The sequence below is a fragment of the Aquabacterium commune genome, from assembly GCF_004362855.1.
In the GTDB taxonomy this organism is placed as follows: domain Bacteria; phylum Pseudomonadota; class Gammaproteobacteria; order Burkholderiales; family Burkholderiaceae_C; genus Aquabacterium; species Aquabacterium commune.
Genome location: NZ_SNXW01000001.1, coordinates 134,007 through 146,362 on the forward strand (window position 1 = coordinate 134,007; position 12,356 = coordinate 146,362).

A 12,356-nucleotide genomic window follows, 5' to 3' on the forward strand; every position below is an offset into this window, starting at 1 on the left:
AAGTCCATAATGCGCGGGTTGATCGACCCAAGCGATGTTATTCGATTCCTCCGTCCGCAGAGAACTCTGGCGCAGCTTCAGCGGCACCCTCGTGGTGTTGCTGACCGTGCTGTTGACCATGGTGCTCATCCGCATCCTCAGCCAGGCCACCAAAGGTGCGCTGGCCCCCACCGACGTCGGCCTGGTGCTGAGCTACACCGTCATCGGCCAGTTGCCGGTGCTGCTGGCGCTCGCCCTGTTCGTGTCGGTCGTCTCCGTGCTCAGCCGCATCTGGCGCGACAGCGAGATGGTCGTGTGGCAGGCCAGCGGTGCGCGCCAGGCCAGCTTCATCCGTCCGCTGCTGGGCATGGCCTGGCCCGTGCTGCTGATGGTGGCGGGCGCCGCGCTGGTGGCCCGTCCCTGGGCGCAGAACCAGACGCAGGTGCTGAAGTACCGCTACGAGCAGCGCTCCGACATGGCGCGCGTGGCACCGGGGCAGTTCCAGGTCTCGGCCGATGGCAAGCGCGTGTTCTTCATCGACAGCCACAGTGATGGGCTGCAGTCCGGCCGCAACGTGTTCATGGTGACCACCGCCGACGGCCAGGAAGCCGTGGTGACGGCCAACCAGGGCCAGGTGCAGGTGATTGACGGCCAGCGCTTCTTGGTGCTGAGCCATGGCGAGCGCACCCAGACCGACCTGAGCACCGGCGAGAAGGCTTTGTCGCGCTTCGAAACAGCGAAGGTACGCATGGGCGAGGCCATCGACCCCAACGATGTCGCGCCGGACATGCGCTCCCTGCCCACCTTGGCGCTGCTGGCCTTGCGCTCCGACGAAGCGCGCGGCGAGCTGGTCTGGCGCTTCGGCCTGGTCTGGGCCGCCTTCAACATGGTGCTGGCCGGCCTGAGCCTGGCCGCTGGCAACGCACGGCGCCACAGCAGCTGGAACCTCGTTTACGCCCTGCTGGTGTTCGTGGTGTATTTCAACCTGCTGAGCCTGAGCCAGACCTGGGTCAGCCGCGGCAAGCTGCCCTGGGATGGCGCCTTGCTGGCCGTGCACGGCACGCTGACCGGGGCCGCCTTGCTGGTGGTCTGGTGGCGCGATGGCGCGCGGTGGCCGGGCCAATCCGCGCGCCGACCCAGCCCCAAGGCATCCCCATGAGGACCGTTCGCCGCCTCATCTACCGCAGCGTGGCATCGAGCGCCACGCTGGTGGCCCTGGCCTTCGCCGCACTGGCCTTCTTCATCGATTTCGTTGAGGAGTCGCAAGACCTGGGCAAGAACGGCTACACCGTGCTGGACGCCCTGTGGACCTGCCTGCTGATGCAGGTGCGCCACATCTACGACCTGATGCCGATCGCGCTGCTGATCGGCGGCATCCTGGCGCTGTCGCGCATGGCACAGACCTCGGAGTTCACCATCCTGCGCACCGGCGGCCTCGGTCCCTGGCGGGCGCTGCAGCTGCTGGCCGGCCTGGGTTTGATGTCGGCCCTGCTGGTGGCCGGCATCGGCAACTGGGCCGTGCCGCTGGCCGAGCAAATGCTGACGCAGCAACACGCACGCTTCAGCAGCCAGCAGCAGCTCACGCTGGGCCGCGGTGGCACCTGGCTGCGCGAAAAGCGCGAGGTGCCGGGCATGGGCACACACACCATCACCGTCAACGTGGGCAGCGCCCTCAGCGAAGGCGAGTTCGGCCTGGTGCGCATCTTCGAGTTCGACGCACGGGGCCAACTCACGCGCCGGCTGTCGGCGGCCAGCGCCAAGGTGGATGCGGTGCAGGCAGCCCGAGAAGCCGGCGCGATGTTGCCGGCCGAGGGCTCGGTGTGGCGTCTCCAAGGCGTGACCGACACGCGCTGGTTGTCGCACGAGCGGCTGTCGCAGGAGGCCGCACTGGCTGGCTTGAAAGTGATCGACGAGCGCCAGTCCGCCGCCCTGGACTGGTCCAGCAGCCTGACACCGCTGGTGGTGTCGGCATCCGTGCTGCCGCCCGAGAGCATGTCGGCCTTCGCGCTGTGGCGTTACACGCGCCACCTGGCGTCCAACGCCCAGGCCGCACAGCGCTACGAAATCCAGTTCTGGAAAAAGAGCTTCTATCCGCTGGTCTGCCTGGTGATGATCGCGCTGGCCCTGCCCTTCGCCTACCTGCACGCGCGCAGCGGCAGCATGAGCCTGAAGATCTTCGGTGGCATCATGCTGGGCATCAGCTTCGTGCTGATCAACCACATCTCCAGCCACCTGGGCCTGCTGCAGAACTGGCAGCCCTGGCTGGCCGCCGCCGCCCCCAGCCTGCTCTACCTGCTGCTCTCCATGAGCGTGTTCGCCTGGCTGGTGCGCTACCAGTGAGTCACTGACAAGGCTTTCCGCATGACCCGACTTGGCATCCTCCTCTTCGCCCACGGCGCCCGAGACCCGGCCTGGGCACAGCCCTTCGAGGCCGTGGCGCGCCGACTGACCGAGCAAGCCTCGGCGCAAGGTCACCTGGTGACGCTGGCCTTCCTGGAGTTCATGTCGCCCGACATCCTGGCCGCAGGCGCTGCGCTGGCCGAACAAGGCTGCACCGAGGTGGCCGTGGTGCCGCTGTTCCTCGGCGCGGGTGGCCATGTGCGCAAAGACCTGCCCCGCCTGCTGGCCGAACTGGCCGAAGCGCACCCTGGCGTGCAGTGGCGCCTGAGCGCTGCGGTGGGCGAAACCGACATCCTCATCCAGGGCATGGCCGATGCGGCCTGGTCGCTGGCCCAGCCGGGCACTTGACGAGGCCGCGCGATGAACCTGCACCAGTTCCGCTTCGTGCACGAAGCCGCGCGCCGCAACCTCAACCTGACGGAAACGGCGAAGGCCCTGCACACCTCGCAGCCCGGCATCTCCAAGGCCATCATGGAGCTGGAAGAAGAGCTGGGCGTGGACATCTTCGTGCGTCACGGCAAGCGCCTCAAGCGCATCACCGAGCCGGGGCTGGAGGTGCTGAAGTCGGTGGACGTGATCCTGCGTGAGCTGGGCAACCTCAAGCGCATCGGCGACGAGTACGCCATGCAGGACGCAGGCACGCTGTCGATCGCCACGACGCACACACAGGCGCGTTACGTGCTGCCGGAGCCCGTGGCCGCGCTGCGCAAGAAATACCCCAAGGTGGCCGTCAGCCTGCATCAGGGCACGCCCGAGCAGGTGGCGCGCATGGTGCTCGACGAGGTCGCCGACATCGGCCTGGCCACCGAATCGCTCAGCGAATTCCCCGAGCTGGTCACCCTGCCCTGCTACGAATGGCAGCACGTGGTGGTGATGCCCGCCAGCCACCCGCTGGTGCAGGCACCGCGCCTGACGCTGGAGCTGCTGGCCGCAGAGCCGCTGATTTCTTACCACCCGTCGTTCACGGGCCGCAAGCGCATCGACCAAGCCTTTGCGCAACGCGGTTTGACGCCGAACGTGGTGCTCGAAGCCATCGACGCCGACGTCATCAAGACCTACACCCGCCTGGGATTGGGCGTGGGCCTGGTGGCCGAGATGGCGGTCAAGGACGACCCCACGATGGGCCAGCCGGGCAGCGAGCTGGTGTGGCGCCCGGTGGGCCATTTGTTCGGCCCCAACCTGGCCCGCCTGGCGTTCAAGCGCGGCGCCTACCTGCGCCAGTTCGTGCTGGCGTTTGCCGAGTTGATCTCGGACCGCCTCACGCGCCAGCTCATCCTGCAAGCGATGCAGGCACCGCCGGGGCAATCGGCACCGGGCACGGGCGATTACGGTTTGTGACGACCGCTTGAGCTGCGCAGGGATGTCAAGGCCGGTAGTCTGAATCTGGCTCGCGCGGGCTGGCTTCGGCATCAGCCTCGCTGGCGGGCAGGCCCTTGGAAGCAAAGGCAGATGCCGCACCAGGCGCACCCACATTTGGCTGCGCCAAGTCGTCCAGGCACAGGTCCACATCGAGCGTGGGGCGCACGTCGGGGTCGGCGATGAAGGGCCGTGTGGCGGTCAAGGGCGTGACCGCGGTGATGGGCGCATCGCTGTGGGCATCGGGCTTGTCGGCCAGGTCGCGGGCGATGGCATAGAGGAACAGCAACTCGCGGTAGGCCGGCAGGTCGAAGGTTTCGGCATCGGCTTCCGGGCGGATCAGCGACTTCTCCAGCACGTCCATGGCGCGGGCCGGTGCCGACCACAGAGCCTGCAGCCGCTCGATGATGCCGGGGTAGTCTTCCAGGCGCTGGCCTTGCTGCAGGTCCGACTCCCAGGTCGGGGCGTGCGCATTGAAGTGGGTGTTGAAAGCGGCTTGCACGCGCTCGTAGTCGGCGCGTCGGCCCAGGCGCTGGTAGAGCTCCAGCAGCTTGAGGAAGGGCAAGGGGATGGTGCCGTCCGTGCCCTGCACGTGTGCTTCGAGCAGGCCAATGGCGGCATCGTCCTGGCCGAGCACGACGAAAAACTCGGCCTGCTGCTCCAGGTCGATCAGCTCTTCGACGGAGACGGCGCGCAGGTGCTCGATGGCCTCCTGCTCATGCGGCGGGGCGAACGATGGCGGCGCCACACCCCAATCGGACAGCGGGACGGCAGGCGGCGTGAAAGCAGATTGAGTCGCCGTGTGGGCTGCTAGCGCCATGGGCTGCGGTTTCACGACAGCATCGTGCGGCTTCAGCGGCGGCGCATGGACATAGGCCGTCGTGGTGTCCTGCACCTCGGGCGGAGAGGCGGTGTCGGGCTCGCCTTCGCGCGGCACAGACAACGGCGCCGCGCCACTGTGCGGTGGCCACCACTCGGTGCGCTGGCGCTCCTGGCGCCGCAACTGGCTGTAGCAATACAAGGCCACGCCCATGGCCGCCAGAGCCAGGCCGCCCAGCGCATAAGCCCCCAGGGAGGAGCGGTCTGATTCGAGCTCGCGCATCCGCCCCTGCAACGCGGAGACGCTCTGGCGCGTCTGCGCACCCTCGGTGTTCAGTCGCGTCAGTTGCTTTTCCAGCTCTTGCAGGCGCTGTTGGTCGCGCAGCTGTTGCTCGGGCGTGGTGTTCAGGGCGCGCCACAGGGCGGCGGCGGCATCGCGGCGGGCTTGCAACTGGGCGCCATCGCCTTGGGCGCCTGCAGCTTGTGCAGCGTCCATGCCCACGCTGGGGCGCAGTTCGGGCGATACCAGCGCATCGGCCTCGACAGGGTCCACCTGCAAGCGACTGACGGACGACGTCGCGGGTGCGGGCTGGGGTGACGGCTTTGCTTTGCCCTTGGCCTGGCGACGCTCGACATCGCGGGTGCGGCTCGCAGTGCGGGAAGCCGCAGCGCGCGAGGGTTGGCGTGAGACAGGCGAGGTGGCTGCAACCGTGCGATCTGATTCGGTGACTTCGGCCACGGCCTGAGACAGCCCCTGCTCAGCCGCCGGCGCCAGCGGCGTCATGTCAGAAGGGGGATCGGCCAGCGCCACGAACTTGCGCGTGATGCGGGCCTGGCAGCCTGCACTAAGGTACACCGTGACCACTGGCTCGTTGATCAAGGCCGTGGTGCGGATCAGCAAGGTCCGGGCCCCCCCGCGCGCCGCTTCGGCCGCGGAACCCGACACCGGCACGACCTGCGCGGACACCACGGTCCCCGCCAGCTTGTCGTCACCGAAATAGACTTCGGCCGAGACGCAATCATCGGCGACCTGCTCGCCAGGCTCCAGGCGCAGGGGCACCGTCAGGCGCAGGGTTTCGCCCAGCACGGCACGGGTGGAGGGCTTGCCCAGGCCCAAGGCCCACGAAGCACCTGGGATCAGCGCGAGCATGGAAACTGCGAAAACCGCGGCCACTGCCCGCTCAGGAAAATTCATATCGGTGCATCATCAGGCGTGATCTTTTCACTCTAGCATGAGTCAATTCGCGACCAAGCCTTTGCCAGCCAGGCATTCACACGGCTGTTGCGCGGTTGAGCCAACCTCCCCTTTGCCATGACCACCGAACTCCAAACCGAGCACCAGGGCCACACCCTGGTCATGCGCCTGAACGGCCCCGCCACCCGCAACGCGCTGTCGCCCCAGGTGTACGCCGCCGGCATCGAGTTGCTCAATGTGGCCGAATCGAACCCCGACGTGCGCGCCGTGGTTCTGACCGGCCATGGCGGCCACTTCTGCGGCGGGGGTGACCTGCAGCGCCTGTCACAGCAGCGTCTGCACGACCTGGCGGGCCAAGGCCTCCACCTCGACGCCTTCCACCAGTGGATCGAAGCCCTGCACAGCTTCCCCAAGCCGGTGATCGCAGCGGTGGAAGGCGTGGCCGCGGGCGGCGGGATGTCTCTGGTGTTGGCCTGCGACCTGGTGGTGGCGGCCGACAACGCCCGTTTCCTGTCGGCCTACAGCCAGGTGGGCCTGTCGCCCGATGGAGGCGCGAGCTGGCACCTGGCGCGCGCCGTGGGCCGCTCCAAGGCCTTGGCCCAACTGTGGCTGGGCACACCGCAAACCGCACAGGCATGGGCCGCGCAGGGCCTGGTGCACCAACTCTGCCCGGCGGGCGAAGCCCTGGCGCAGGCGCTGGACCTGGCCGAGCAGCTGGCCTCGGTGCCAGCCGGCGTCGTGGCCAGCATCAAAGAGTTGGTCAACGATGCGGCCCAGCCCCTGCGCACGCAACTGGACGCCGAGAAACAGCACTTCCTCGTGAACCTCGCGCGCCCCGAGGCCGGTGCCGCCATCGACGCCTTCCTGCGCAAGCGCGCCGCCAAGGGCTGACCCCAGGGCTTGGGCTTCAGGGCTGGGGGATCAGGGCTTGGGGTGTTTCGCGGCCTTCGCCTGCTCACGCAGGCGCGAGGCCAGGCGCGCAAACAACTGGCCCACCAGCTTGAGCCGGGCGGGCTCCAGGGGCTGACCGGCGGTGCGCATGGTGAGGATGCCGCGGTTGAGTGTGAGCACCAGCACGAGGGTGTCGGTCCACCAGACGCTGGCAGCGTCGTCGAGTGCCGACAGCACGCCATCGTCCAGCCAGGCACTGGCCACGGCATCGGCGTTGCTCAGCAGCATGAAACGCTTGGCCAGACCCGGCGATGCGTTCAAGGACACGCGCTGGTGCATGGCCAGCCAACGCATCTCGTCGGGCAAGGTGTTGTCGATCTGCGTCTGCATCGCGTTGGTGAAACGGCTGAAGACGTCGGACTCCAGGGCCTGGGCCAAGGTCTTGCTCACCATCACCATCTGCACATCGGACGACATGCCGGTGTCGCAGCGAAAGCGCAGCTCCTTGCCCATGATGTAGGGGCGCTGGGACTCGCCCCACTCCACGCGCCAGCCATCGGCGGTCTCGACGACGTAGCCGCCACCGGTCTTGTCCTTGACGCGCTTGAAGGCATGGCCCTCGGCCTTGGCCCAGGTCGCCAGGACTTGGTCGGTATCCCCGTTGGCAGCCGCTGAGCCGCCGATCATTCGCTTGAGCGCATCGAACATGGGTGGGTGGCACCTTGTGAAAGCCTGCTGCTTTGGCGCCCGGAGGGGCATGAACAATGACGCAGAACCATTATGGGCACTGGTGGTACGCCGTTTCGGTATTCCGACGTTCCCCGGTTTGTTCCCCGGTATTGCTGGTGGTGTGGTCTTGGTTGGGTCCAGAGATGCCAAGCGCAAGGCCTTGCTGCCTTGTCAAGCACCACGCCACGTGATTGGCGAGCTACTTCTTGTCCGCCCAGCGCCTGAGATGTGACGCCTTCTGCTCGGGCGTCAGCTTGGCGATTCTATCCTTGGTCTTCTGCAAGGACTCCTTGTGCGCCTCTTCCTGCTTTGGCGTCAAGGTAGGTGGCATGGTTGATCGTGCCGTCATAGGCCGCTCCTTCCTCACAGTTCAGATACCCATCTTAGGTGCTTGGAAGTCACATCAATGCTACGGAAACATCACAGGTGCGTCACACATCACATCACAGTGTCACTTGGGTGCCTGACTGATGGAGAACAACCCGCACACCACGGGCAGCGGCACCCGAGCTGGGTCAGGCAGTTGGTCGAAGTCGGCAAGTATGGGAAGTGAGGTTGTCTGCGTCATCGTGAAGCCCTCTGAGGTTTCGTTTCGATGGCTGCATTACGACGCCGGGGCACTTGGCCCCTGCCTTACCCCGGTCAAGTTCATAGCAGAACCCCGGCCAATCTATGACTCGAACCCCGGTCAATGGGAGCTTTTACCCCGGTCAATCATTCAGCGGACTTGCTGAGCTATGCCGGTCGTACACGTTTGGGAAGTGCGCTTTAAGCCTCTCCCATCCCTTTTCTTGACTCATTCCCATCCGACCGGTTCTTCGCTTCGGGTCAGTCAGCCATTGCATGACCTCTAGCGGGCATAGCAGGGGTGGCGTGCTTCTCGTTCCCGAGGTACCCGCAATCTTTATGGCCGCGTGCAACTTAGGTTTGTCCTTGGTCTTGTTGAACCAATCGGCGTGCATTCCGGTGAATGACCCAAACGCACTAATCAGTTGCTCCGGGGTCGCCAGCAGGGACCGATCAATTGCTGGTTGAGCAGTTGTGTCCTGTTGCGCGCCATTGCCTTGATCATCATCCCGGCTAGGCATAGGTGTCGGTGCTTGGCTCGCCTTTTCCGCATCGGATTGGTCTCCGATCAGGTGGTTCAACAAGTCCTTGAGCCAGATTGCCTCGGCCACTTCGGCGGCCTTCTTGGCATCGGCAACCGCATCGCGAAGGTTGCGGTAATCAACGTCTTTGGCTTTCCAGTCGTCAAGCGCGGGGAAGATTTCGTCTCGCTTCTTTTTCGCAGCGTCCCGGCTTTTGGCCGCTCGTAGCTCGGCATCATTCCGCAAAGCAATTACCTGTCGAATGGATTCTTCGTCCTTTGCTGCAAGCCCCTCCTTCAACGGTGCCAGCTTCTCATCCAGCTTGCTTTGTTGGGCTGATAGCTCAGCTTCGAGTTCAGCATTCACCTTCGCCAAATTGACATCAATGCCAAGATTTTTGCGGGCTCTGCGGAGCAAAGCCTCGCGTCTCCGTTCCTTTCGCTGCGCACTTGCGGTATGTGGCATTTGCAGCGTACCGACCACTTCCGCAGCCCTTCGGAGCTCCGCAAAGGCCTCGCGCACTGCAGCCTTTGCCGCAGGGCCGCAATCTAGTGTCTGCAAGGCTTTTTCAAGATCGGCCTTCTGAGCTTTCTGAGCCCTCTTGCTGAGTACACGTAGCACCATGTCCCCAAAACGATCGGAGGCGTACAGAGCACCTGCACCGACCAAGAAGGAGGCCGCCAATTCGGCTGCAGTGAACGGTATTGGCAAGACGGGCAGGGACGCCGGGTCTGGCTTGCCGGGAACCCATAGCGCATCGAGTGGGTGCTCCAGGAATTCTCTGCGCTCAGGTCTGAACAACAAGCGCGGAACTCGCTTCTCGCGGAGCCAGACGCCGTCTTCGCGGACCTTCAATAGTTCCGATTCAGCAAAAATGGCTTTTGCAGTTTCATATTCGAACCGATCCGGCATCCCGCCCCCTTCAAGGCACCCTTCAAAGAGATCGCCCCAGCAGGCGGGTGAAGGTCTCCCACTCTTCGGTTCGCGGGCCTAGCTGGGGCAAAACTGGCACCCAAGTGCCTCTGGCTGATGGTTGGCGCCGGCTAGCGTCGTTTTGTACAGGAATCGGAGATGCGCAAAAGGTACGCAGAGTCTTCGACTAGCTGTCTGCGTACCGGTTTCCTAGCTGGCAATCGCTCCGTTGAGATATCGAACGTGCTCCTGAAGAGACCAGATGGCATCGTGGGTCACACGCTTTTCTAGCGTCGCCTCATAGATTTCATCGTTGCTGGACGGGCTTGTGATGAACGACTCTCGGATGATCATCGAGACGCAGAGCGCTTGATCTATTCCGTTACCGAAGCTCCCGGGTATCTCCATGTCAGGATTATTTTCCAGTCGCGTGATGAGCTCTTTTGCCTCTGTAAGCAGCTTCTCCACGAGCTTTAGGGACCCTTGAACCGCTGTACCGTCGACTTCGCCCCGGTTCGACCTGTGGTCGCCGGATGCATACAGTCTGATCACGTCTAGCAGCGATGAGGACTGCTCCATAAGACAGAGCAATCGATCAAAGAGTTCATGATCAAGGGGCTGTACATTCTCGATAGCCATGGTGCACGTTCCTTCCGCTGGTTGTGCGTTGCGGTCAGGGCCTGCTCGGTGCTCTAACACCTTGCGGGCCCGCTTTGCCTGAGTCCGTCAGGCGACGGGTGCCAGCGCAACGCTGGCCTGAACTTCATCCCAAGGCGCCGACAGCTTGCGCCCGTCGCGCAACAGCAGGCCGGACGTCTCCAGCGCGGCCACATCCTGGTGCACGTTTTTGTAGTCGCGACCAATGGCGGCAGCCAGCTCGCGGGTGTTGGTAGCGCCATGCTGGCGCACATACTTGAGCAACTCCAGCCGACGCGGCGACAGCGTGGCAAGCATGGTTTCCAGATCTAGGAAGGTGGCGTGGGTTTCGCTGACTTGCTCGCCCTGCTCCGCCCGGCGCCATGCACTCACGAAGCGCTTGCCCATGTCCTGAAGACTGCCCACATGCACCTGGGCGGTCTGCCGGGTCGTCTTACTTGCCTTGCTCATGCATCACCTCTCGCCTTGTCAACGTCGGCCAGGAAATCGGCCACCAGCTTCTCGGAGCTGACAAAGCGGTAGGCCGTCTCCCGGCTCTTGAAGTGCCGGTGATCGCCCTTGCCGCGCTCGTTGTCATAGCCCACGATGCGCTCGCCATCCTTGCCGTAAAACAGCCGGTACTTGAGGCCGTGCGTGGTGGGCGGCACCGGTTCGGGAACCTGCCAGATCACCATCTCCACGATCCCACCATCAGGCAAGACAGCCTTGTCGTAGAAAATCCGCACCGCCTGATTTATGGTTGATTTAGCCATATTTATTTTATGGCGTCAAGCACCATCATTCATCGAAAGGGCCATCAACCGACAGCCTTGAGCTGAATCACCGCTCCACCGGCCTTCAGCCCATCGAGGTAGTCAGCCCAGGCCTGCATCATCTGGCGGCGCTGCGCCATGAACTCGGCCCGGTCGTAGGCCATCCCCAAGGGTCCCGACTTGCCGTGCGCCAGCTGGGCCTCGATCACCTCAGGCAACACGCCGGGCAGGCGCTCAGCGATCAGGGTGCGCGCCATGGCCCGAAAGCCGTGTGGCGTCATGTCGTCGTTGGTGAAGCCCATGCGGCGTAGCGCCGTGCGGATGGTGTTCTCGCTCATGCAGCGCTTGGGCGACACCAGCGAAGGAAAGACGAACTGCAGGTGACCAGACAGCGGCCGCAGTTCTTCCAGCACGGCCAGGGCCTGGGGCGACAGCGGCACCAGGTGCGGCCGACCGTTGAGTTTGCCGTGCAGCCTGCGCTTCATCTTGGCGGCTGGGATCGTCCACAGCCCAGCCTCGGTGTCAATTTCGGCCCACTCCATGGCCCGCATGTTGCCCGGCCGCTGGAACAGCAGCGCCGACAGGAGCAGTGCCCCGCGCGTGACCGGCTGGCCGCAGTACGCATCAATGGCGCGCATCAGGTCGCCCACCACACTGGGTTCGAGCACGGCAGCCATGTGCTTCACCACTATGGGCACCAGGGCGCCTTGTAGGTCAGAAGCCGGGTTGCGTTCGCATCGTCCGGTCTGGATGCCGTAGCGGAACACCTGGCCCGCCGTCTGCCGCAGGGTGTGGGCTGTCTCTCGGGCGCCTCGGCGCTCCACCTTGCGGATGGCCCCAAGCAGCATGGGCGCGGTGATGTCCGAAAGGGGAACAGCGCCCAGATCGGGGAACAGATCCTTCTCCATGCGCTCCAGCCACCGGTTGGCGTAGCGCTCGCTCCATCCCGATGCCTTGGCCTTGTGAAGCTCTCTGGCCACCATGTCGAAGGTGTTGCCACCCTTCACCGCGCTGGCCGCGCGGTCGGCCTTGCGTTTCTGGACCGGGTTCTCGCCGGCCTGGCGCAGTTTCTTGGCTTCATCCCGGGCCTTGCGCGCCTCCTTGAGGCTCAGCTTGGGATAGCTGCCCAGGGCCAGGCGAGATTCCTTGCCATCGGGGTAGAACTTCCAGAACCAACGCTTGGTGCCAGATGGAGATACCTCTAGGTACAGGCCCCCACCATCGGTCAGGCGGACCCGGTTCTTGCCTTCAGGGCAAGCGGCATTGCGGCAATCGACATCCTGGAGCATGGGACCTCTGACCGGGGCACCACACCGGGGAACGTTCCCCGCTTTCCTCCGTGTGCCCCGCTTTGTTCCCCGCAATGTTCCCCGGTTGAGGGTGAGATGTCAAGCGATCACATGACTTGAATTGAGACATCACCAGGGGTGAAATTCCCGGGAAATGGCCTTTTCTGACGCCAGGTGAGACGCCATGAAACCCCGATTTGGCCTGCCCGGAGGGACTCGAACCCCCGACCTGCTGCTTAGAAGGCAGCTGCTCTATCCAGTTGAGCTACGGGCAGACATTTGGCCAAAG

The 12,356-nt window shown here is 64.5% G+C and carries 12 protein-coding genes and 1 tRNA gene; 5 read left to right on the forward strand and 8 right to left on the reverse strand.

The genetic code is table 11. The annotated features are described in order from the left end of the window. Positions 1-34 precede the first annotated feature (34 nt). From lptF to EV672_RS00640, 4 genes are read left to right on the forward strand one after another with little or no spacing between them, the layout of a single operon-like run. Complete coding sequence (gene lptF / locus EV672_RS00625; protein ID WP_133605659.1) at positions 35-1,138, forward strand: LPS export ABC transporter permease LptF; 1,104 nt, start codon at positions 35-37, stop codon at positions 1,136-1,138. Next, positions 1,135-2,319 carry an LPS export ABC transporter permease LptG gene (gene lptG / locus EV672_RS00630; protein WP_133605660.1) on the forward strand — a complete coding sequence of 395 codons (1,185 nt, stop codon included), beginning with the start codon at positions 1,135-1,137 and terminating at the stop codon, positions 2,317-2,319. Before lptF ends, lptG begins: the two co-directional genes overlap by 4 nt. 21 nt (positions 2,320-2,340) lie before the next feature. Further along, positions 2,341-2,727: a sirohydrochlorin chelatase gene (locus tag EV672_RS00635; RefSeq protein WP_133605661.1), complete on the forward strand. Its 387-nt coding sequence runs from the start codon at positions 2,341-2,343 to the stop codon at positions 2,725-2,727. Positions 2,728-2,739: 12 nt separating this feature from the next. Further along, complete coding sequence (locus EV672_RS00640; protein WP_133605662.1) at positions 2,740-3,717, forward strand: CysB family HTH-type transcriptional regulator; 978 nt, start codon at positions 2,740-2,742, stop codon at positions 3,715-3,717. 25 nt (positions 3,718-3,742) lie between these two features. Here the strand turns inward: EV672_RS00640 and EV672_RS00645 are convergent, their stop codons facing one another. Beyond that, the gene (locus tag EV672_RS00645; protein ID WP_133605663.1) at positions 3,743-5,704 is read right to left on the reverse strand and encodes a type IV pilus assembly protein FimV; all 1,962 of its coding nucleotides are present in this window, start codon (positions 5,702-5,704) and stop codon (positions 3,743-3,745) included. Positions 5,705-5,866: 162 nt separating this feature from the next. Here EV672_RS00645 and EV672_RS00650 point away from each other — a divergent pair, with 162 nt between their 5' ends. Continuing rightward, on the forward strand, positions 5,867-6,640 hold the full coding sequence (locus tag EV672_RS00650) for an oxepin-CoA hydrolase, alternative type (RefSeq protein ID WP_133605664.1): 774 nt from the start codon (positions 5,867-5,869) through the stop codon (positions 6,638-6,640). Between the two features lie 30 nt (positions 6,641-6,670). On the opposite strand, the gene EV672_RS00655 is transcribed toward EV672_RS00650, so the two are convergent. The 7 genes from EV672_RS00655 to EV672_RS00685 form a co-directional block, all read right to left on the reverse strand. Then, the gene (locus EV672_RS00655; RefSeq protein ID WP_133605665.1) at positions 6,671-7,348 is read right to left on the reverse strand and encodes a hypothetical protein; all 678 of its coding nucleotides are present in this window, start codon (positions 7,346-7,348) and stop codon (positions 6,671-6,673) included. 731 nt (positions 7,349-8,079) lie between these two features. Next, positions 8,080-9,369 (reverse strand): hypothetical protein, encoded by a 1,290-nt coding sequence (locus EV672_RS00660; protein WP_133605666.1) that lies wholly within the window; start codon positions 9,367-9,369, stop codon positions 8,080-8,082. 210 nt (positions 9,370-9,579) lie between these two features. After that, complete coding sequence (locus tag EV672_RS00665; protein ID WP_133605667.1) at positions 9,580-10,008, reverse strand: hypothetical protein; 429 nt, start codon at positions 10,006-10,008, stop codon at positions 9,580-9,582. A gap of 87 nt (positions 10,009-10,095) precedes the next feature. After that, entirely contained in the window at positions 10,096-10,413 is a 318-nt protein-coding gene (locus tag EV672_RS00670; RefSeq protein ID WP_133605668.1) for an HVO_A0114 family putative DNA-binding protein, read from the reverse strand. 59 nt (positions 10,414-10,472) lie between these two features. Beyond that, on the reverse strand, positions 10,473-10,778 hold the full coding sequence (locus EV672_RS00675) for a toxin-antitoxin system TumE family protein (RefSeq protein ID WP_133605669.1): 306 nt from the start codon (positions 10,776-10,778) through the stop codon (positions 10,473-10,475). Positions 10,779-10,822: 44 nt separating this feature from the next. Continuing rightward, complete coding sequence (locus tag EV672_RS00680) at positions 10,823-12,067, reverse strand: tyrosine-type recombinase/integrase (RefSeq protein WP_133605670.1); 1,245 nt, start codon at positions 12,065-12,067, stop codon at positions 10,823-10,825. Positions 12,068-12,265: 198 nt separating this feature from the next. Further along, positions 12,266-12,342: transfer RNA gene (locus EV672_RS00685), tRNA-Arg, on the reverse strand. Positions 12,343-12,356: the final 14 nt, after the last annotated feature.